We start from the raw sequence: 21,006 nt of genomic DNA, 5'->3' as shown, positions 1-21,006 counted from the left end.
ATGGATACGGGCTATCTTTCCTTCCTGCTTCTGCTCGACAGCACCATCCGCCTCGCCACGCCGCTCATCCTCGCCGCCCTTGCCGGCCTGTTTTCCGAACGCTCGGGGGTGGTCGACATCGGTCTTGAGGGCAAGATGCTGGGCGCTGCGTTCGCCGCCGCCGCCGCGGCTGCGGCCACCGGGTCGGCGTGGATCGGCCTTCTTGCCGCCGTGATCGTGTCCCTGTCCCTGGCGATGGTCCACGGCTTCGCCAGCATTACCCATCGCGGCGACCAGGTCGTTTCGGGGATGGCCATCAACATCACCGTGGCCGGGCTTGGACCGACACTTGCCGACGCGTGGTTTCATCAGGCCGGACGGGTACCGGTCCAGGGCACGGGCGCGCGCTTCCAGCCGGTAGAACTGCCGTTCCGCGAGGCCATCGGCGACATTCCGGTCCTGGGTCCTCTCTATGTCGAGGTCATCAGCGGGCACAACATCCTGGTCTATGTCGCTGTCCTCTCCGTGCCACTGGTCTCCTGGGTGTTGTACAGGACGCGGTTCGGCCTGCGTTTGCGAGCGGTGGGAGAAAATCCCAGTGCGGTGGATACCGCCGGAATATCGGTAACGTTCATGCGCTACAAGGCGCTGATGGTAACCGGTCTCCTTTGCGGTATCGCCGGCGCCTATCTGTCCATCGCGCAGAATGTCGGGTTCATTCGCGACATGACGGCCGGCAAGGGCTATCTGGCGCTCGCTGCGTTGATCTTCGGCAAGTGGAGACCTGTTCCGACGGTATTCGCCTGCCTATTGTTTGCCTTTACCGATGCCCTGCAGGCTCGTTTGCAAGGCGTCGATATTCCCGGGGTCGGGCAAATTCCGACACAGGCCATTCAGGCCCTGCCCTACCTGCTCACCATCCTGCTGCTGGCGGGCTTTGTCGGCCGTGCGGTCGCTCCCCGCGCCATCGGCCAACCCTATGTGAAGGAACGATGAGCGATCTTCTCGAAGCTGCACGCGGGGTCCGTGCCCGCGCCTATGCGGCCTATTCGAAGTTCTCCGTCGGTTGTGCCATCCGCACAGTATCGGGAACCGTATTCACGGGGGCCAACGTGGAGAATGCCGCGTATCCATTGGGGCATTGTGCCGAGCGTAGCGCGGTATCGGCCATGATCGCCGCGGGCGAAAGCCGGATCGCCGAAGTCGCTGTCGCCGGCAGCGGAGAGCGTCCATGTGCGCCCTGTGGCGGTTGCAGGCAATTGCTGTACGAACACGCCACTGCCATTGCTCCCGTCCATATGGTGGGCACGAGTGGGGAATGTCTGACGATGAGTATCGGCGATCTGCTTCCCGCGGCCTTCGGGCCGGCCGATTTGGTCAAATCCGGTGGCGGAGGCGAAGGACAGAGTTCTGCTCCGGGCGCCATGGATGACGTGCTGGAAGCGGCGCACGCGCTTCGTCCACGGCTGGGGCTGGTTCTGGGGTCGGGACTTGCGCCGGTCATGGACCAGATCCATGTGGCGCACAGCTTCGACCTGACAAGATTGCTTCCCGGTCCGGACCGCCCGGTGGAGGGGCATGGACGCCGTCTCGTCCTCGGGCATGCCGGCAATCTTCCGGTGGTTTGCATCGAGGGGCGTTCGCACCTTTACGAGGGCGACATCAAGGCGCCGGTTCGGCTGGTCCGCCTGGTCAGGGATCTTGGCGTCGATGCCCTGCTGCTCACCAGCGCAGTCGGCGGGATTCGCGACGGGTTTGACGCCGGCACGATCGTTTGCATCGACGACCATATCAATCTTACGGGCATCAATCCGCTGTCCGGTGTCAACGACGACGACTACGGACCGCGCTTCCCCGACATGAGCGAGGCCTATGACCGACGTTTGCGGAACCTGCTCGATCGCGCATCAGTGGCGTCGGGTATCCCTCTCGAACATGGGATCTATGCCGGCTGGATGGGACCGTCGTTCGAGACACCGGCCGAGATCCGCATGATGAGCCTTCTGGGCGGCGACGTGGTCGGAATGTCGGTGGTGGCCGAAGCGATTGCCGCGGCCCATGCCGGGTTGCCGCTTGCCGCGCTCTCCATCGTGGTCAATCGTGCTGCCGGTCTCGATGCCGGCAAGCTCAGCCATGCCGAAACTCTTGAGCAGGGCCAGCGGGCCGTACCGCGAGTGGCCCGGTTGATCGGCGCTTTCACGGAGATTTTTTCATGATGACTGATCAGGCGGCGAACCGTGACACCATTGACAACCTTGTCGCTCGGGCGCGCGCGACGCAGGCCGATGCCATCTCCGCTCGTCGAATTGTTCCGCTCGTCGATCTGACCTCGCTGTCGGGCAATGAAACCGAGGCGGATATCGCGCGCCTGTGCAATTCGGCTGTCACTGCCGATGTCGCTGCCGTATGTGTCCATGCGCAGCACGTTCCGCAGGCCCGGGCACGGCTCGCTTCCTCGAATGTAAGGCTGGCGACGGTCGTGGCTTTTCCCCACGGTGGGGACGATATCCTTCAGGCAGCGGACGACAGTGCGGCGGCGGTAGCCGACGGTGCCGACGAAATCGACGTGGTCGCTCCACTCAAGGCCGTCATGTCTGGCGATATCGGCCTTGTCGGTGAATTGGTCGAATGTTGCCGGGCGGCGATAGGTCCCCAGGTGAAACTCAAGCTCATCGTCGAAACCGGCACGCTTGGGGAAAGTTCCCTGATCACGGCAGTCGCCCGTTCGGCCGTCATGGCAGGTGCGGACATGCTGAAGACGTCGACGGGCAAGGTTCCCGTCGGTGCCACGCTTGAAGCGGCGGCGTTGCTGCTGGCCGTGGTCCAGGAAGCCGAAGGGCGCGTCGGCCTCAAGCTTTCCGGTGGCATCCGCACTCCGGACGAGGCTGCTGCCTATCTCGCGATGGTCGACCGGGTGATGGGCGAAGACTGGGTGAGCCGCGATCATCTGCGTTTCGGCGCGTCGAGCCTGCTGGATGGATTGCTGGCGGTGCGCTGAACGGGACGGGGACGGGCCATGATGCTGCCGCAGGAACTCATCCGCAGGAAGCGTGACGGCAAGGCGCTGGAAAACACCGAGATCGACGCGCTCGTTCACGGTATCGCCGACGGCCGTCTTTCGGACAGCCAGGTCGGCGCGCTGGCCATGGCCATCTTTCTGAACGGCATGTCGACGGCCGAGACCGTGGCCCTTACCCTGGCGATGCGCTCATCCGGTGCAGTGCTCGACTGGTCGGACCTGCCTGGTCCCGTGGTCGACAAGCATTCGACGGGCGGAGTGGGCGACAAGGTCAGCCTGATCCTTGCGCCGCTGCTGGCCGCCTGCGGCCTCTACGTGCCGATGATCTCCGGCCGTGGCCTCGGGCATACGGGCGGAACGCTGGACAAGCTCGAAAGTATCGACGGTTACGTGACGTTTCCCGATACGGAACATTTCCGCCGCATTGTTCGCGATGTGGGGTGTGCGATCGTTGGCGCCACGGCCGATCTGGCGCCCGCGGATCGCCGTCTCTATGCGGTGCGCGATGTCACGGCCACGGTGGAGAGCCTGCCGCTGATCACCGCATCCATCCTTTCCAAGAAGCTTGCTGCCGGCCCCCGGACGCTGGTCATGGATGTCAAGACGGGAAGCGGCGCGTTCATGGCCGACCCCGACGACGCCCGTGCCCTCGCACGTTCGCTGGTCGATGTGGCCAACGGCGCGGGCCTTCCCACGTCGGCATTGATTACCGACATGAACCAGGTGCTGGGTTGCAATGCCGGCAATGCGCTGGAGGTTGCCGAGGCGGCAAGGTTCCTGCGCGGGGACCATCGCGACCCGCGCCTGCTCGAGATCACATTGGCGCTGGGGGAAAATCTGCTTGTCGCAAATGGCGTTGCCGATGCGCGGGACCGCCTCGTCCGTGCGCTCGAAAACGGTGCCGCGGCCGAGCGCTTTGGCGCCATGGTGCGGGCGTCGGGCGGAACCGATATCCTCGATCATACGGACAGACTGCCCGTAGCACCGGTTCAAAGGCCCGTGGCGGCACCGCGCGGCGGCCATGTCCGGTCGATCGACGTTCGCATGCTGGGATTGGCCGTGATCGAGCTCGGTGGCGGGCGCGTCCGCGCGGACCAGAACGTCGACTTCGCTGTCGGTCTGTCATCGGTGCTGGCGCGGGGAGCATCCGTGGCGGCAGGAGATCCGCTCGCCATCGTTCACGCCCGCGACGAGGCCACTGCGCAAAAGGCCGTCGGCATGGTCGGCATGGCGTTCACGCTCAAGGAAGGCTTGCTCCCGCCCGCACCCGTGATTCTGGAGACTGTTACCGCCTCCTGAAAGTAACCGGTGACAGGATATGAACGAATGGCAATTTTCGTGTAACTACTCACCGAGTTGGCAGTGACAGGGGTTCTTCGGGCTGGATGAGGACGCGCCCGGTCAGGTCGGTCATGGTTTGCCAGGCGGTTTGGCCTGCAGTTTTGGCGGTGCTTGTGAGGGATCGGTATCCGGCGTGGACCTGTGCACCCCAATCCGAGCGGAAACCGCCTGTGACCTTGCGGAAGACGACCGAGGGGCGGATTTCGCGTTCGCAGATATTGTTGGTGGCGGGCACGCGGCGGTCGGTCAGGAACACGAAATACTTGCCGCGCCAGGCCTTGACCTGGGCCTGCAATTCGCGAGCGGCAGTGCATGCGGGCGGGATCGCCAGGAGGGCGTCGAGCTGGCGTTCGGCCTTGGCGTGGTACTGGGCCAGTGTGATGTCCTTGAGTTCGTCTCGTCGCCGACCGACGCGGATCGCCCAACGCAACAATTTGCGCAATTTAGGTGCGAAGCCTTCATCCCCGCGGTCGATGGCGTATTGAACGTCGCGCAGGACATGAGCGAGGCAGACCTGATGGCAGGCCGCCAGTTCCTGCTGTCCGGCATAGCGATCCGACACCCAGACTTCGGGACGGTGATCGCCCAGAACATCTTCTGCCACCGATCTGGCCCGGCGCGGTGCGATCTCGTGCAGGACAGTGTGATCGGTGACGAAGGTCCAATGCCAGTTCGTGACGCCGTCGATCCGGGTGGTGGTCTCATCGGACGCGATGACCGGGCCTGTCCGGAATTTCGTGTACGGGCGATGATGATGGAAAGAGAGGAACCATCACATGCCAGCACGCAAGAAGCCTGTTTTGTCGGATGAACTCGTCGACCAGTTGATGGCCGGCCGTGACCCGTCGACGATGTTCGACAAGGGTGGGTTATTGGATGATCTCAAGCGCTCGATCGCCGAGCGGGTTTTGAATGCCGAGATGGACCATCACCTAGCCGCTGAGGTGGCGGATGGTGGCAGCAATAGCCGCAACGGCTATGGCAAGAAGACGGTGATCACGGACAGCGGCAAACTGGGGATTGCCGTGCCGCGGGATCGCCTTTCGACTTTCGAGCCGCAGCTCATCGCGAAATATCGCCGGCGACTGCCGGGCTTCGACGAAAAGATCATCTCGATGTACGCCCGCGGCATGACGGTCAGGGAGATCCGCGGTCATCTGGACGAGATTTATGGCGTTGACGTCTCCCCCGAGCTGATCAGTGCGGTGACCGACGACATCCTGGACGAGGTTGCCGAATGGCAGAACCGGCCGCTGGAAAGCCTTTATCCGCTGGTCTTTTTCGATGCCTTGAGGGTCAAGATCCGCGACGAGGGGATGGTCCGCAACAAGGCGGTCTATGTCGCGCTCGGTGTTCGGCTCGACGGCCAGAAGGAGATCCTCGGGCTCTGGATCGAACAGACAGAGGGCGCGAAATTCTGGCTGCGGGTGATGAATGAGCTGAAAAACCGGGGCATCGAGGATATCCTGATCGCAATCGTCGATGGCCTGAAGGGGTTTCCGGACGCGATCACGGCCGTGTTCCCGCAGACCCAAGTGCAGACCTGTATCGTGCACCTGATCCGCAACTCATTGGATTTCGTCAGCTACAAGGACCGCCGGGCCGTCGCCGCCGAACTGAAGACCGTTTACCGGGCCAAGGATGCCGACGCCGGAATGGCGGCGCTGGAGGCGTTCGATGCCAGCGATTGGGGGCAAAAATACCCGGCCATCGCCATGTCCTGGCGTCGCAACTGGCAGGCCGTGATACCGTTCTTCGCCTTTGCCGACGACGTTCGCCGGATCATCTACACCACCAACGCGATCGAAGCCCTGAACAGCAAACTGCGCCGCGCGGTGCGCACCCGTGGTCATTTCCCGAATGACGAGAGCGCCATGAAGCTGCTCTTCCTGGTCTTGAACCTGGCCGAAAAGGAGTGGAGAATGCCGCCACGCGAATGGGCCATGGCCAAGGCACAGTTCGCCATTCTCTTCGAAGACCGCCTCCGGGCCGCCTGAAAATCATGATCAATTCATCGCCCGTACACGAAATTCCGGACAGGCCCCATGGGTCATGGTCTGCGCGCGACCCTTCTTCAGCGGCAGCCCGGGCTGGGTGCGGTCAAGCGCCTGAATTTGCGTCTTTTCATCGACCGCCAGCACAACCGCATGAGTGGGCGGGGCAACATAGAGGCCGACGACATCGTTCAGCTTCTTCGCGAATTCAGGGTCGCGCGACAGTTTGAACTGCCGCCAGCGATGCGGGCTGAGGCCATGTTCCTTCCAGATCATCCGCACCGTCGAGGCCGCCAGCCCCACCTTTGCCGCCATCGCGCGCAACGTCCAGTGCGTGGCCGCGTGAGGTGGCGGTTCCTGCGTCAGCTGGATCACCTCCGCCACCTTGCCGGCATCGGTTTTGGGCGTCCCCGGCGGGCGGGTCTTCTCACGCAGCAGACCATCAACGCCCTCGGCCTGAAACCGCGCCTGCCAGCGCCAGACGGTTTTCTTCGATGTGCCGCTGGCCGCGCAGATCGCCGTCATTCCCAGCCCGTCGGCACTCAGAAGAACGATCCGGCACCGCCAGACATGACGCTGCGGTGTCGAAGGATGAGACACGATCCCCTCAAGCCGTTTGCGGGCTTCGGGAGTAAGCTGAAGGAGGGGGTGTTTGCGCATGACTACACATAGCCCAAAAGGAGGTAAATGTCTCGCTCAATCCACTAGCGCCGAGAGGACGTCGGGTTGATCGCCGAACTCGTCCACCAATGCTACAATTTCAGGATGCCAAAAAAGGCTTCCATCTGGTTTGCGCTCCGCAATAGTGAGCCACTCGACGGCTATAGCAGCTCGCTCCGACGGCTTGGCTCGAACCCAAGTATGAACCTCCTCAGCCGGGATGTGGAACGTAAGACCGCGCGCGAGATGGTCATCGTCGTAGCCTGTGTCCACCAAAAGCATTCTTACGCGATGCCGCGCATGTCGACATTGACTTGTAAGTGCGTTGGCTATTTTCTGCCAAATTTGATCAGGATACAGTGACATGAGCTGTCCCAAAATCTTTCGAACGGGACGATCGAAAAAAAATACACTTTAGAGTTGATATCTCGCCGACAAATACCGAGACACTGATTAGCCAGATTGCTGGCGAAATCCTTGTCAATACAGTCGAGAGCCCCAAGTCGCTCGACCAAACTTTCGAGGCGATGGCTATCCATATTGCTCCTTGGGCCATCGGCGATAAGCTGTGGCTGAAGAAGCGCGCGTCGCACCAGATCAATCAGTTTGGCGGATGGCTTGCGGTCGCTAGACAAGTAAATGTCGATAACGTCCAGTACTGTCCAAATGCCGTCGCTACCAGAAGATTCGAGCTCTCTGAGCAACGGCAAAAAAATTGCCTCTTCCAAGCGAAAAAGTCCCAAGTTTTGACATTGCCATGGTTCAATGTCTTTACTCTTTAACAGATTGATCACTAGACCAATGTCGTCTTCCTGAGTTGCGCGGGATTTGAGGAGTGAGATTGCTTTAGACCTGAGTTTTTCAGACTTGAGGGTTTTCTGAAGGAGAAATTTCGCAAGTTTAGGATCGGGCTTTGCTAACGTTATAGCCTTCCGGCTGATTTTTTGCTACATCTCGCGTAGAGTGGCTGAGCGGGGGAATATGATGCATTGTCCGAAATGCGGTTCGGAGGTCCGGACGAAGGCGGGGTTTATCGGTGAGGTTCAGCGTTGGCTGTGCAAGTCGTGCGGCTGCAAATATACGCGCAGTACGAGGCACGGGATGGGAGACGGGATCAGACGTCGGGCGTTGCAGCTCTATCTCGAGGGCATGGGCTTTCGCGCGATCGGGCGGGTTCTGGGTGTTTCGAATGTCGCCGTTCTCAAATGGATCCGGGCTTTTGGCGAGGAGGTCGAGCGGATGCGCAGGCCCGGTCCGCCGCCGAAGATCGCGATGATCGACGAGATGTGGCACTTCGTTCATGCCAAAAAAACGAATGCTGGCTGTGGATATCGATGTGTTATCTCACAAGATGTATCCTCGGCGTTCATGTGGGCGGACGAAGCGCCGACGACCTGAAGAGCTTTCTCAAATCGTTTCCCCAAGCCCAGGGGCGCATCACCTTCACCGACGATCTCGCCGCCTACGCGGCCGTGCTGCCGAAAGGCGCACATTTCACCGGCAAGATGCACACGCAACGGCTCGAAAGCCTCAACGCCAACGTCCGTCATCATCTCGCCCGATCCCGCCGCAAAACACGATGCACCACCAAATGCCCGCGCATGGCCTACCTCTCCGCGCTGCTCTTCATGCAGGCGCATAATAAAAAGCTATTTAGTTAGCAAATCCTAGGATCGCGTTCATCAGCACCTGCCATAATGCCGCCGAAAAAATCCTGATTGATAGCGTTTACGCGGTCTTCCGCCAATTTGATTGTAAAATTCACCAAATATCGCGGCTCTGGACACGTTTCAACAAGTGACTTGGCAAAAATGAACGTGTTATGGCCTTTTGAATAAGCTATACGCTCAACCGCACGAGTGAGAAGCTTTTTGTCTTTTACAATATACCGGGCTACGGATGAAGCTTCGCGGCTGCTGTAATCATAGTCACGTGTCGCCTCTATGGTTGTTTCGCGTTCGTACTGCGTGTCAGGATTGTGAAGATCCGCAGGCCACCCGTGCGTGTAGAGCGCTGCAAGGTCGACGGGATCGATCGGAAGTAATTCATCATACATCGCCCGAATTTCAGATCCGATATGTTCGGGAAGTCCTTTTGAGCGGTCAAAGTAAAGCCAATGAGAGATACCCTCCTGAGCTTCGGGCCAGAAGCCCGTCTTTTCAGTCACTTTCACAATCATCGCTTTGATGTCGGCCAGCGGGACGTTGCTCAACAGACCGCGAACATGCGATCCGAGATGCTGCTTCGCCAGCATCGCATGCGGATCCTCGTCACTCACGGCGATCGAAACTAGGCGATTGATTGCGGCTCGATGAAAGTCCCAAATTTCACCATAGATCTTAGGCCGCCAGTCCTTGCGTGCATCAGCACTTCCGATGCGCTCTGCGCCACCGCCTCTGCTGAAATGAGCGGTATCTAACATCTTTCCCAGAGCATCTACACAGAGGCGGCGCTCGTGCTCATTCGTTGATGCGAGGCCTTCATCGAGAATGGCGAGCCTTCTGAGTGGATCGACTTCAGTGCCACTGAGGTACAACTGAAAGATCTGAAGAAAGATACCTGTAGCGTTGTTTGCATAGTTTTCGGTCTCAGCAACCGCCAAGTTTTTCAGGAGCCGGACCGATTGATCAAACGTTTCATCCCGGAACATTAGCTTTTCGAGCGCCCAAACCAGATGTCGCCGAGCACCGGCAACCTTCTTCAATTCCTCCGTCGTAAGCGAGCCAAAGACGCGATCAACCGTTTGACTGACCAAGTACGGCGCAACATGCACCAACCTATCAAGTATCTTTGAGCCGCTTTCGGAGTTGAGTTCGTTGAAATTTCCGAGCTTATCTTCATGGAGCAACAGCTCGGCAAACGTCAAGGCGGTTGGCGAAGTATCGAGCCATCGTAAACGACTGAGAAAACTGGATCGAATTTCGTCGGTTGCCTTTTCGAAAAAGCGAATTAATTGGCCGGGTGTCATGACGGATAGGCGCATCAATCCCATGCGCGCGGCCAATGGGACCGGTCCTACCTGCAGATAATCGCCTCTGCGTGTGATGATGCCACGTTGCGCGAACGAGAGAATGTGTTCGACGAAAAGATTCATCGAGACCATTGCAACTTCTGCGGCCATGAACCGAGCTTGCTCATTTACACGCCCTTCAATACCAAGCCAATCAACGAGTGCGGCTGTCTCCAGAACGCGCTGCGCCTCGGGCACTTGGGATTTGTTTCCCCAGAGTATGCGTTCGATAGTTTGCTCAACAGAATCGAGGGATCGCCGCCCGTCGCCTTCCTGTTGAGCAGCCAAAACGGCCATCCGCGGAAACCCTTCCGCAAACTCAGCTATAAAGGTCTGTGCGGACGCAGATAGAGAGGGCGCAACACCGTGCGCAATTTCTCTAATAAGATCGTCGTCTGACTTCTCGACACTGATGGTCAGGGTGTTTGTGGCTTGACGGATTTTTGTTTCGATATCGATGGTGATCAAGCGAACGAGAGATCCCCTTCGTTTGACAATATCTGCCAGTTTGAGGTGAAGACCATCATCGCATTCATCGACTGCCAGTATTAACGGCATCTGAGCATCTGCCGCTTCAATTGCAAGTTTTGCGACTTCAGCGCCGGGAATCAAAGCGTTACAATAGATGAGCGACGCGGCTTCTATCTTCGCGTCCAGGTCATTCCCACTTTGGAAAAGTTCATAAACGAAGCGTGACTTTCCAAAACCTGATGGGCCAAAGACCCGTACTATTCCGCCATCATCGGCTTCCAAAAAGGCGCGAACTTCGCGCGAGGCCTGCGGGAATGTCCAAGAACTCAGATCTGGATCATTGCGCATTTCAAGGGGAACGTTGCGATTGATTGGCCTGAATTGTGGCTTGTCACTCAGTTTCCAAGGCGGTTCTATTTCGGGCGAACGCCCCCACGAATCATGCGTCTGAAATCCCGCCAAATTTCGGCCGGAGCGCTTAGAAGCAAGCCACAGGGCTACACTTGGATGCCGATTTGCCCAATCAGCAATGGCGTTCGCATCGTAGACATTGATTGCGGCTACTTGAGGATCTCCCCCACCGTTAGCGATCTCTGTCTTTATTGTCTTGATGTGGGCGGCGCGCTTTTCCCCGGTCATGGGCTCTCGACAGAAAATTACATATCCACCTCGTCGACAGAGAACTTCGGATACGGCTTCGCTAAGGCTTGCAGGCTTTCCCTTTGACGTTCCTTTGAGTATCTCTTTCCTAATGTTGGTTGCAGTTAGTTTCTGGGCTTTGCATTGGAAGATCGTGAATTTGGCAGGAAAATAGTCTGTGCGCTCCAATCCTCCTTTCCACTCAATACGCCCATCTTCCCCGCCGTCGGGGACCGTAATTTGGAGAGGGACATGGACATCATTGAGCGAGATTCCGGCAAGACGGCTTTCTGCCAGCAGAAGGCGCTTCATTAGTTCGACCAGTGTCAAGCTATCTAGAGTAGCAATAAAATCCGCATCTGCATCAAAAAGCATCTGATCGCCTCCAAAACGAACATATCACGTACATTTAAGAACAAAAGCAGTAAATAATTCTTCTTTTATGCGGTTCTGTGCGTGAGGACGCTGTGCAAGGGGGCGAAAGTTTTGAACAATACTACATCCCCGGTGCGGCGGGATCCAGTGCGGGGTTTGCCGCATACTGTGACGGAGATACGGCAACATCACGGAAGGCGGCGCCGAGGTCGGCGGTGTTATTTTTCGGGCCTGGTCGGATCGGCGGCGGTGACCTGCTTGCGGACGGACATCGGCATGGCACTTTCGAGTTCCTGACGTAGTGTCTTCTTCTCGTTGTCGCTTAATCCGCCCTTGTCGAGCTTCGCTTCCCCTTCGTCGAGAAACTCCTGATAGTCCAGGAGTTGCTCGCGTTCCACTTTCAGGCGGTCCCTTCCCGAATTGAATTCGTCGAAATCCTCCCACACATCTTGGTCGTTGGGGATCATATCGGGGTCGAGTTCGTCCTTGCCGATTTGCTGTCCGAATTCGTCGAACACACGCTCGCCGTCCCGGGATTTGAATACTCGGCGACCGTCATCCATGACGTAGGCACGATCCAGCATCTCCTGCCGCTGCCGCTCAATCTCTTCGAGAGCCTTGCGGTTTTCCTCCAACGCAAGCACCGTCGCGGTTTGGTACGTTTCAATGGTTTCACGGAGTTCCTGTTCAAGCGCCTGCATCGCGACGAGTGCCATGTCGACAAGACCGTCTTCCGTATCGCGGCGTTTTTCGTCTTTCTCGCGCTCCCGTTTGTCGCGGTGCAGACGATCCAGCGCCTGCCGGTCGCGATCAGTGCGCCGGATCAGAATATCACTCTTTGTCGCTTCAAACGGCGTCATTCACTCCCCGCACTGCTGTTTGCTGAGTGCCCAGAGGATTGGACCAACCGGATAGTCCGGGTAAAGATCGAACGCATCAAGGATTTTCGCCTGCGTGCCTTCGCCGTCGTAAAACCAGTCCTTGATACACTTCATACCCGTTTCGTCCTTGTCATCCTTCAAGAAACGGGCGTAGCCGAGACCTTCAATTACCCCGGCCAGATAGGCGGATTCTTCTCGGTTGGTGAAATGATCACCGAGACTTCCGGCCGTCATGGCTTCCTGCGCCGACAATGGCGAAGCATTCACCGCCATGGCGGCCATTGAATACATTGATATGGCTGCGATTTCTCGCATCATAACCGACCGTTTTCGTTAAATTTTTCATAGCAACCATGAATATGCTATAATCTTCTCGGAATTGACTGTTCTCCATGGCAGTTGTGGAGACGGGTTGCTCCTCGGCGGGAGCCGGAGCGGAACGCACGGAAAGGGTCCATTCTGAGCCTTGAGCGCGGATCGCAACCCGGACGGCAACATATTGATGAAGAACAGAAAAATCGGATATCTGCGGGTCTCGACGCAGGAACAGCGGCCCGATCGGCAGATCGCGGGCCTCTCAAACCTGTGCGATGAGCTGCATATCGAGAAAATGTCGGCGGCAACCACGGCGCGTCCCGTCTATGAGGCCGTGATCGCAAAACTCCGGCCTGGCGATACGCTGGTGATCTGGGATCTGGACCGGGCCTACCGCTCGACCGTCGATGCGCTGCTCGAAGCGGAGAAGCTGCGCGCCCGCGAGATCGACTTTCAGATTGTCTCGCTGCAGGTCGATACCTCGACGCCAGCGGGGATGCTGACCTACACGGTCATGGCGGCCTTTGCCGAGTTCGAGCGGCGGATGATCTCCAAACGGACGAAAGAAGGGCTGGCCGCTGCAAGATTGCGCGGCAAGCGGATCGGCAGGCCGCCGAAGCTCTCATCAGCGCAGCTCCGCGATGCACGGCGGCGATTGCAAGATGATCACGTCACTGTCGCCAGTATTGCCGATGAGTTCGACGTCGCGCCTTGGACGCTGACGCGGGCTCTGCGGCGGGAGGTCTGATCCAGACGAGTATTGGCAGTCACTTCGCTGTCGAGTGGAATTTGCCCAGCTTCAAGACGGGCCGGGCGGGCGCGGCAGGGCTCCCGGTGCGGCCTCATCGCGAGGGAGTGCGGAGAATGCGGCGTTCGACCAGCCCGGCAGTTCCGTGCCGTAGACCCGCTTGATCCAGCCCGCCACGGTGCGAAAGAGCATTCGCGAGTCGCGGTCGTCGGCGGAGTTGTCGATGACATAGCCGCGATCGGCGATCCGTAGCGCAGGCAGGAGATTGGCGACGGAGCGGTGATAGCGCTCGACGATCCGCTCCTCGGGAACATCGTGCCCGCCGGATTGCACGCGGCGTTTCACACGGGCGATGTTGATGGAGGGATCGGCCGTGGCGACGAAGAAAAAGCGCAGGAAGAACCCGGCATCATGCGCCCGTGTCAGATCGTCGACCCGCTTTTGCGTCGAGAAGACGGTCTCGTAGGCGAAGTTCTCACCGTTTTCGATATAGGTGGCGCGCTGCTTGTCGGCGTATTCGGCGGCCTGGACAACGGCTTGCGGCGAATTCCAGTCGCCGAAACGGTCGCGGGCGATCTCGTCGGCATTGATGTAGGCGGCACCGCGCGTCCATTCATGTCCGAGCAGCTTTTTTGTCAGGGTAGTTTTCCCGGACCCGTTCGGCCCGGCGATGACGGTCATGACCGGTCTGAGCGGCCCGGCCATCAGGATTTGTCGAAGCGTGGTCCCGGCGCATGCGGGCTTTGCTTTCCTCGGTCGCCCTGTTGCCCGGTTTGGCCGTCCGCCCGACCATTGAGGCGGGCACTTTCGGCGCGGACCTCATCACCGGCGGCGCGAAAGAGACGCTCGAAGTCTTCGTCGGTCGGTTCGCAGGACGGATCGTTCAGATTGACGCGGTTTTCACTCATGATGCCATGATACCACATCGAACGCGGCGCGCAAATTTCGCGGCTGTGGACCAACGCATTCCCCATCGCTCGCCCGATGAGGCGAGGCGAGCGAAACAGGCGGCCCGGCAGGGCCGCGGTTTTTTTTCTGGCGAACAGACAAACCCGCCCGGCTGATGGACGCCGGGCGGGTCAGTGCGCTGTTGGCTACCCCGCATAGTGCTGGCGAACAGCCTGCCAGCGGTCGATGGCGGCGATCCCGCCGTTCTCGACATAGCCGCGCATGGGGAAGGCCATGTAGCGCGGTTGCCAGTTTTCGACTTCCGCTTGCCGCGTGCCGTCGAGACAATTGCCGATGATTTTCTTCTTCACCTTGGCCGTCCCGGCGATGTTGGCGTTGGCCGCATCCTGTCCGGCAATCTCGCCGACCATGGCGTTGATTGCCCGCTTGTCGCGCAGGAGGTCGAAGAAGGTGTCGTCCGGCTGCCAGCCTTGCGCCATTTCGACGCCGAGCAACATGCCCAGAACCTCGACCATGGCCGTGCCGCTGGCCAGCGTCGCGGCGGCAACGAAGGTCAGAACGCGCATGACATCCTCGTCGCTCATCGCCAGCAGGCAGGCGAAGAGGTCGTGCAGGTCGGGCGTGTTCTGCCAGTCGCCCTTGAGCGGGACGAGTGAGGCGCGGCCTCCGGTCTCGATCCCGAGACGTTCCAGCACCGCCTTGTGCTCGTCGGCAAAAGCGGTTTCGGCTCCGTTTGCCGCCAGACTTTCCGCAATCGCCTCGCTCGCTGCTTTCTGCGGCTCGGCGTGAACGGTCCAGAGATCGGATCCGGCGATCATCTGCGCCACGACCAGCCGCAGGGCGATACCGCTGTCGGCAAGCAAGGCCGTGCGCACGGCGCTGTGCCGATGCAGGTCCAGATAGTTCTGCATGGCCTTGGTCAGTTCGGGCTTGTTCACCGTTGCCGCTTCGCCCGTCCCGCCCGATTTTTCCGCTTTCTCCCGTGCGCGGATGTGGGTCCTTGCGGGACAGTTTTGCCCCTCGTAGAAAGCCACGGCTCCGTCACGCCCGGCCGTGACAAAGACCTTGCCGCCGTCTTCCTTCGCCGTGTCGACATGATCGTACGCCGGAAAATGCTCGCCGATGTCGAGAATGATGACATCCGCCCAGCCGTCCGCGAGATAGCGTTCCTTCGCCGCCGCAATCGCCGCGTTCTGATGCGTCCAGAAGGTCTCAGCCTCGCCGAAATATTCCTCCTCGCCAAACAGATCGCCGATGATCGCACCGGAATAGTCGGAAAGATCGAACAGGGCGTTGTCGGTCGGAATCTGCGCCCCGCCGAACAGCCAGTTTTTGAGCTGGTATCCGGTTGGTGCCCATTCGTCTTCGCTCTGGTGCAGCTTCCACCATGCCTTTTGTTGGGTGGTCGTCGCCATGGTCAGAAGGCGGACGGTGGAGGCGTCGACCTCACCACGGCGATAGGCGGTGAGAATTGGCCCGTGCAAATTGGCAATCGCCAGCCGCTGGCGGACAAGCCGCTCTGTCACGCCGAACCGCGCGGCGATCTCCTCGGCATCCAGCCCCTGCTTCACGAGCGCCGCGAACGCGCGGTACTGGTCGATCTCGTCCATGGGCAGGCGGGCGAGGTTCTCGGCGAGCGAAGCTTCTATCGCTTTGGCATCCTCGCCGTCCTCCATGACGATGCAGGGCACGGGCTCGGCTATGCCGTCCGTCTCTGCCGCCAGCGTACACAGCGCATGATAGCGCCGCTGCCCGGCAACGATCTCGAAACCCTCGCAGTTGGGCCGCACGAGCAAGGGCTGCAGGAGCCCGAGCGAGCGGATGCTGGGCAGAAGGTCGGCGATGTCCTTGCCGCCTTTCTTCCTGACATTGACGGAGGTGGTCTTGAGTTGGTCGAGGCTGATCTGTTGCAGGTTCATTTTTGTCTCCATGGGTTTTCGTTGTCGGCGCGGAATTGCACCCCGAAGCCCCCGCGTTTTTTGGTCGGTTCGCGGGGGCAAGGGGCTGCCATCCTGCGTTTATGCCGCCTCGGCCATGGCCGGGTTGTCGGCTGTCTTCGCTTGCAAACCGTGGAGGAAATCGGCGGCGCGCTGGGCGTGCGCCGTAGCCTGAAAGATCGCCCGCTTGTCGTCTTTCAGGACCTTGAGCCATGAGGCGATATAGGCGGCGTGATCGTCGCGGGGTTCCAGATCGAGGCCAAGATCGGCGGCCAGAAAGGCGCTGCCGAGTTCGGCCACCAGTTCCTCGCGGGCATAGCCTTCATCGCCCCACCGCGTGCGCCCCAGATCCCGGTCAAGACGCTTCTCGTGTTTGGTCCAGTGGACGCATTCATGCGCCAGCGTGGCGTAGTAGCTTTCCGCGTCCCTGAACGTCTCGAACGGCGGCATCTGCACGAGATCGTCGGCGGGACGATAAAACGCCCGGTTGCCGCCGTGGCGGATATCGGCCCCGGTGGCGGCGAAGAACGCCTCGGCCTGTTCGATCCGTTCCACGGGATCGGCCTGCGCCTCGGCAAGGGCGTAGTACTGTTCGGGCAAGCCCTCGATCTGCTCGACATTGAACGCGGTATAGCTTTTGAGGAAGGGGATTTCGCGCTGTTGTTCGTCGCCTGTGGCCTCGTCGACTTCCGTCTTGCGAAAGCGGTCGGCATAGACGACCAGTTCGCCTTTCTCGCCCTTTTTGACATGCCCGCCGAGTTCCTTGGCCTGCCGGAAGGTCATCCAGATCGGCGCGTTGAAGTCTTTGATGACCGCCGCCGACCAGAGCATGATGATATTGATGCCCTGATAGGGCTGGCCGTTGTGGCGCAGGGGCTTGGTGATCCGCCCCGCCGCATGGTCGGCGTTCCATGGCTTCATCCACGGGCGCACGCCCGCTTCAAGATCGGCGACGATCTTGTCGGTGACGCGTTGATAGAGATCGGTTTTCATGATGTCCTCGCTTGGTTGGTTTCCCGCGTCAGCCACCTTTGAAAAAAAAGAAGACCGCGCATGAACCCTTGCCCAGCGGCGAGCGACCGAAAGACAGGGAAGGAAAGCCCGAGCGTCAGCGAGGTCCGCACCCGGTCGGGAGATCGAAGTCCGGCGATGGGTCCATCATCTTCTCGGGAGACCGCAAAGCGGCGGAAGATGATTGACCCACAGCGAAAGCGTCGCCGGTTTTCGATTAAGCTGGCAGGTTGGGTTCAAGCGTGGCCCCGCCACGCGCCAGGCAAAAAAGCGGCGGCCCGATTGGGCCGCCTCCTTCTTTCCTTCACGCGCGAGGGGGCGTGACCGAATGACGGAAACTCGGCAAAGGCGAGGTTCCGTGAGGCGCAGCCGAGTAGCACCCGGTCCGACAACGGAGGACGTGCCCCAGAGGTTGACTATTTTTCTTGAATGATATCACATATAACGTTACATTATAAGAGATGAGATATGTCCTCGACACCAATGTTGTCGTTGCGGCCCTGCGCAGCCCGAAAGGCGCGTCTGCCGCACTGATCGAGAGCGCGTTCGATGGCGCCTTCACGCCGGTCCTGTCCGTACCGCTGGTGCTGGAATATGAGGCGGTGACCTCCGATCCGGCGCAGCGGATCGAATCCGGCCTGAGCATCGAGCAGGTACGCACGGTCGTCACCGCGCTGTGCGCGGTCGGCGATCCGGTCGAGGCGCATTATCTCTGGCGTCCGCAATTGCGTGACCCGGCCGACGAGATGGTTCTCGAAGCCGCGATCAACGGACAGGCGGACGCTCTGGTGACATTCAATGTACGGGATTTCGGCAAGGCCCCGGAGCAGTTCGGCATTGCCCTGATCTCGCCGCAAGAAGCCTTGAGGAGGATCAAGACATGAAAAACAGTACCTATCCGCTTCGCCTGCCGGCATCGCTCAAAGCGGCGGTGGAGCAGGCCAGTAAGGACGATGGCACGAGCATCAACCAGTTCGTCGTGACGGCCGTCGCCGAAAAGCTCTCGGCCATGAAAACCGCAGCTTTCTTCGAAAAGCGGCGTCAAGACGCCGACATCGACGCGGCCCGGAAGATCCTGCGCCGCGAGGGCGGTATGGAACCGCGGCTGGATGATGTTCGTCTGTAGAGCGCAAAACTTCCCACTGCGTCTATTTGAGCGCGGGGAGCCCGAGCCAGCGCGCGATGTCCTTGATGGCTTCCGTCGCACCGATGGTGATGTTGAGCGCAATCTCGTTGAGTTCTGACCCCATGAGTTTTTGCAACTGCGCCGTCCGTTGCGAGGCCGGTGGATGTTTCGAGACATCACCGAGAACAACGCCGCGTGAGGTCAGCCAGGCCTCGTAGAGTTCAAAGATCATGCTGAGGATCAAGGGCGCACCGGCCATCTTCGGGTCGATATGGATGTAGGTTTTGTTATCGGAGCGGCCGTAGTCCTTGACGCGGCGGAACAGCGTGACCGCATGGGCATCGGCCTGAAGTTCCGTCTCGGCTGTGGTTTCGGATGTATCCAGATGACCGAGCTGCACATGCGCCAGTTCGTGGCAGAGAACGAAGACGGTCATGCCGCGCGTGAGTAGATTTGATAGTTTGAGGATCTCAGTTCCATATTCAGGGTGTTCGATATACGGTTCCATATGCTCTCGGATATCTTCGAATCGTCCCGAATAGCTGAACAGTTCGAACAGACGCTCGACATTCGCCACGATGGACCGTCGCTCATGCGCCTCGGGCACGGTGAACGTGCAGATGCAGACGAGATGGGCGAGTGAGAACATCCAGAATTCGAAAACCGTGTCGAGCACGACGGCCGGCTTACCGTCCTTGCTGGATGCCGTGAACGCCCGTGCCTCGGGAAACACGCCCGAGCGGAAGTCGAGCGTTGCCGGATCGATCTCCAGCACCCGAACAAGATCGGCATAGATGACATCGTGCAGCTTGCCGCCCAGTTCGCGCGTGGCCTCACGGTCGAAGGCGTGGCCCTGCGCCTCGGCGATCCGTCTCGCCATCTCCAGTGATTTCTTGTCAGGGCGATATTTCCGGATGGGACGAATATTGTCATCGTCATCATCGCTGTCGTCCGCCATGATCCCGTCCGCATGAAGGGTTTCGCCATGCGGTCAGTCATTGTCAGTCAGGATTTTCTGTCAACCGGGAGAATGGTCACGGTCCTGCGGGTTTCGAGCCCTGGTCGAACACGTTCTGCCGGTCTTCCTCGGCGACGAGCAGGTCGTGCAGCATGCCATATCTGGCAGCGAGATCCTCGGCCCCTGATACCCCGGCGACACTGCGGGCAAGAACGGCGGCGTGGAAACTCGGGAAACATCCGTTCCTGTCCTTGACCATCCGGCACCGTCCGGTTTCGAGGAGCGCTCTGGCCCATTCGAGACGACCGTTCTTCGCGAGTCCGAATATGAGCGGCTCCTCGCTTCCATTCGGCGTGATGTTGGCATCCGCACCGCTTTCGAGCGCGCTGGTAAACAGCTCCAACTCGCTCCACGCCAGAGCGACTTCCAGTTTCCCGTCGGCGGTCGCAGCTTCGTTGAACAGCTTTCTTGCGGTGGTGTTGACCAAATCTCCTCGCTCGGCGGCGGTGTCGAAAAAGCTCCGCTGCCTCATGTTCGAGGCTAACTTGCGCTCGCCTGTCGAGGCAATCTTTTCAAAGGAATTCACCCGAGAAAACTGTGGATCAATGGCAAGGCGGCGCATGAGCCTGTCCGGCCGGGCCTGAAACGCTGCCGGTTCCGACATCTCGGACTCTTCCGAATCCTTGAACACCCAGCCGTCATTGCGGCTGCCCGTCAGGCTGACGATCTCTCCATCGTCGCCTGTCACCTCGTCGACGCTCACAATCGAGGATCGGCCTCGATCCGAGGCCTTGAGAAAGAGTGCCATCAGATCGGTGGATGCGAACAGCCATCCGGTTGCCGTCTGTTCGTGCTCGGATCGCAGATCGAATGTGTCGATGATCCGGCGCAGCGCGATCTCGGGACGTATATCCGAAAATTGCGCCTGCGAGAGCGCCCTTGCGATGCCCGGCCGCCGGAAGAGCGTCATGATCTCGGTCGCCGCGAGCAGACGCTGCCCGGTGATGCCATGCAGGATGAGACGCGTTTGCAGGACGAAAGGTTCGCTCACGCGAACGCCGACATAATGGCCGCCCAGATCGTCCAGGAATTTCGCATGGCTTCCGGTTTCGGGAATGTCGAAGAAGTCGATCAGGGAGAGGCCTGAACCAAGTGTGGCTGTCTGCCCGATCCAGTCTAGTTCCTCCCTGCGCATGTAGCGGTGATGGAGCAGGAATCCGGCCACCATGGTCACTGTCGCATCACTTGGCTGCTGCGGCTGAGCGGGATCGAGAAAGCGTCCAAGCGTCGTGTCCGACAACGTGCCTTCGATCATTTCGCTGGTGGTGATGTCATCGGCGATCCGTTTCCGTGACCAGGGACGCCGCCGATAGCGCTTTGTTGCCATCACCTCGCGGATGCGCGCCGCCAGAAATGCGACGGCGGCAGGTGTGTTCACGATCAACGGGCCGTCCTCCTCGACAAGATCCCCTTCGCCCTGAAGGCGAACCATGTCGCTCCGGCTTGTCAAGAGCGGTGCGCGAGATTTGCGCGAGGAAGCGGTGGCTGAAAGCCGTGCTCCAACGGCGGTCGTCAGAAACCGCCGCAATCTCGGCCCGATCCCACGCGGCCGGGGCGCCGGTTCGAAACCGGA

At 59.8% G+C, this 21,006-nt stretch carries 20 protein-coding genes and 2 pseudogenes; 10 read left to right on the top strand and 12 right to left on the bottom strand.

The genetic code is table 11. From position 1 onward, the window contains the following. Genes H6851_02430 through deoA form a run of 4 tightly spaced genes read left to right on the top strand, consistent with a single transcriptional unit; the run spans nt 1 to nt 4,297 of the window. Nucleotides 1-975 carry an ABC transporter permease gene (locus H6851_02430; protein ID MCB9942468.1) on the top strand — a complete coding sequence of 325 codons (975 nt, stop codon included), beginning with the start codon at nt 1-3 and terminating at the stop codon, nt 973-975. Next, nucleotides 972-2,195, top strand: a complete 1,224-nt coding sequence (locus H6851_02425; GenBank protein ID MCB9942467.1) for a purine-nucleoside phosphorylase — start codon at nt 972-974, stop codon at nt 2,193-2,195. Before H6851_02430 ends, H6851_02425 begins: the two co-directional genes overlap by 4 nt. Then, nucleotides 2,195-2,977, top strand: a complete 783-nt coding sequence (deoC, locus tag H6851_02420) for a deoxyribose-phosphate aldolase (protein MCB9942466.1) — start codon at nt 2,195-2,197, stop codon at nt 2,975-2,977. Before H6851_02425 ends, deoC begins: the two co-directional genes overlap by 1 nt. Before the next feature lie 21 nt (nt 2,978-2,998). Then, on the top strand, nt 2,999-4,297 hold the full coding sequence (deoA, locus tag H6851_02415) for a thymidine phosphorylase (GenBank protein ID MCB9942465.1): 1,299 nt from the start codon (nt 2,999-3,001) through the stop codon (nt 4,295-4,297). Between the two features lie 121 nt (nt 4,298-4,418). Here the strand turns inward: deoA and H6851_02410 are convergent. After that, a pseudogene (locus H6851_02410) lies at nt 4,419-5,057 on the bottom strand (transposase). 58 nt (nt 5,058-5,115) lie between these two features. Here H6851_02410 and H6851_02405 point away from each other — a divergent pair. Further along, a complete protein-coding gene (locus tag H6851_02405) occupies nt 5,116-6,336 on the top strand; it encodes an IS256 family transposase (GenBank protein ID MCB9942464.1) in 1,221 nt (406 codons plus the stop codon). Between the two features lie 48 nt (nt 6,337-6,384). Here H6851_02405 and H6851_02400 read toward each other — a convergent pair. Beyond that, nucleotides 6,385-6,993, bottom strand: a pseudogene (locus H6851_02400) (IS630 family transposase). A gap of 329 nt (nt 6,994-7,322) precedes the next feature. Continuing rightward, a complete protein-coding gene (locus H6851_02395) occupies nt 7,323-7,721 on the bottom strand; it encodes a hypothetical protein (protein MCB9942463.1) in 399 nt (132 codons plus the stop codon). A 373-nt stretch (nt 7,722-8,094) separates the two neighbouring features. Here H6851_02395 and H6851_02390 point away from each other — a divergent pair, with 373 nt between their 5' ends. Both H6851_02390 and H6851_02385 read left to right on the top strand, forming a co-directional pair. Further along, nucleotides 8,095-8,391 carry an IS1 family transposase gene (locus H6851_02390; protein MCB9942462.1) on the top strand — a complete coding sequence of 99 codons (297 nt, stop codon included), beginning with the start codon at nt 8,095-8,097 and terminating at the stop codon, nt 8,389-8,391. Then, entirely contained in the window at nt 8,328-8,654 is a 327-nt protein-coding gene (locus H6851_02385) for an IS1 family transposase (GenBank protein MCB9942461.1), read from the top strand. The genes H6851_02390 and H6851_02385 overlap by 64 nt, the downstream gene beginning before the upstream one ends. Here the strand turns inward: H6851_02385 and H6851_02380 are convergent. The 3 genes from H6851_02380 to H6851_02370 form a co-directional block, all read right to left on the bottom strand. Beyond that, nucleotides 8,651-11,488: a hypothetical protein gene (locus tag H6851_02380; GenBank protein ID MCB9942460.1), complete on the bottom strand. Its 2,838-nt coding sequence runs from the start codon at nt 11,486-11,488 to the stop codon at nt 8,651-8,653. The genes H6851_02385 and H6851_02380 overlap by 4 nt on opposite strands. 218 nt (nt 11,489-11,706) lie before the next feature. Continuing rightward, the gene (locus H6851_02375; GenBank protein MCB9942459.1) at nt 11,707-12,348 is read right to left on the bottom strand and encodes a hypothetical protein; all 642 of its coding nucleotides are present in this window, start codon (nt 12,346-12,348) and stop codon (nt 11,707-11,709) included. Then, nucleotides 12,349-12,687 carry a hypothetical protein gene (locus H6851_02370; GenBank protein MCB9942458.1) on the bottom strand — a complete coding sequence of 113 codons (339 nt, stop codon included), beginning with the start codon at nt 12,685-12,687 and terminating at the stop codon, nt 12,349-12,351. A gap of 184 nt (nt 12,688-12,871) precedes the next feature. Between H6851_02370 and H6851_02365 the strand changes: the two genes are divergently transcribed. Further along, nucleotides 12,872-13,432 (top strand): recombinase family protein, encoded by a 561-nt coding sequence (locus tag H6851_02365; protein MCB9942457.1) that lies wholly within the window; start codon nt 12,872-12,874, stop codon nt 13,430-13,432. A 51-nt stretch (nt 13,433-13,483) separates the two neighbouring features. Here the strand turns inward: H6851_02365 and H6851_02360 are convergent, their stop codons facing one another. The 4 genes from H6851_02360 to H6851_02345 form a co-directional block, all read right to left on the bottom strand. Further along, nucleotides 13,484-14,137, bottom strand: a complete 654-nt coding sequence (locus tag H6851_02360; GenBank protein ID MCB9942456.1) for a zeta toxin family protein — start codon at nt 14,135-14,137, stop codon at nt 13,484-13,486. Then, nucleotides 14,137-14,340, bottom strand: a complete 204-nt coding sequence (locus tag H6851_02355) for a hypothetical protein (protein ID MCB9942455.1) — start codon at nt 14,338-14,340, stop codon at nt 14,137-14,139. The genes H6851_02360 and H6851_02355 overlap by 1 nt, the downstream gene beginning before the upstream one ends. A gap of 186 nt (nt 14,341-14,526) precedes the next feature. Beyond that, complete coding sequence (locus tag H6851_02350; protein ID MCB9942454.1) at nt 14,527-16,260, bottom strand: ParB/RepB/Spo0J family partition protein; 1,734 nt, start codon at nt 16,258-16,260, stop codon at nt 14,527-14,529. Nucleotides 16,261-16,359: 99 nt separating this feature from the next. After that, a complete protein-coding gene (locus H6851_02345; GenBank protein ID MCB9942453.1) occupies nt 16,360-17,271 on the bottom strand; it encodes a DUF1738 domain-containing protein in 912 nt (303 codons plus the stop codon). 479 nt (nt 17,272-17,750) lie between these two features. Between H6851_02345 and H6851_02340 the strand changes: the two genes are divergently transcribed. After that, nucleotides 17,751-18,173, top strand: coding sequence for a putative toxin-antitoxin system toxin component, PIN family (locus tag H6851_02340; GenBank protein MCB9942452.1), 423 nt, complete (start codon nt 17,751-17,753; stop codon nt 18,171-18,173). Next, nucleotides 18,170-18,415 carry a toxin-antitoxin system HicB family antitoxin gene (locus tag H6851_02335; protein ID MCB9942451.1) on the top strand — a complete coding sequence of 82 codons (246 nt, stop codon included), beginning with the start codon at nt 18,170-18,172 and terminating at the stop codon, nt 18,413-18,415. The genes H6851_02340 and H6851_02335 overlap by 4 nt, the downstream gene beginning before the upstream one ends. A gap of 22 nt (nt 18,416-18,437) precedes the next feature. On the opposite strand, the gene H6851_02330 is transcribed toward H6851_02335, so the two are convergent. Both H6851_02330 and H6851_02325 read right to left on the bottom strand, forming a co-directional pair. Next, nucleotides 18,438-19,373: a hypothetical protein gene (locus H6851_02330; GenBank protein ID MCB9942450.1), complete on the bottom strand. Its 936-nt coding sequence runs from the start codon at nt 19,371-19,373 to the stop codon at nt 18,438-18,440. Between the two features lie 76 nt (nt 19,374-19,449). Further along, nucleotides 19,450-20,865, bottom strand: coding sequence for a hypothetical protein (locus tag H6851_02325; protein MCB9942449.1), 1,416 nt, complete (start codon nt 20,863-20,865; stop codon nt 19,450-19,452). Nucleotides 20,866-21,006 lie beyond the last annotated feature (141 nt).

This window comes from Geminicoccaceae bacterium (assembly GCA_020638465.1).
Lineage (GTDB): Bacteria > Pseudomonadota > Alphaproteobacteria > Geminicoccales > Geminicoccaceae > JAGREO01.
This window is presented reverse-complemented; position numbering and strand designations above follow the sequence as displayed.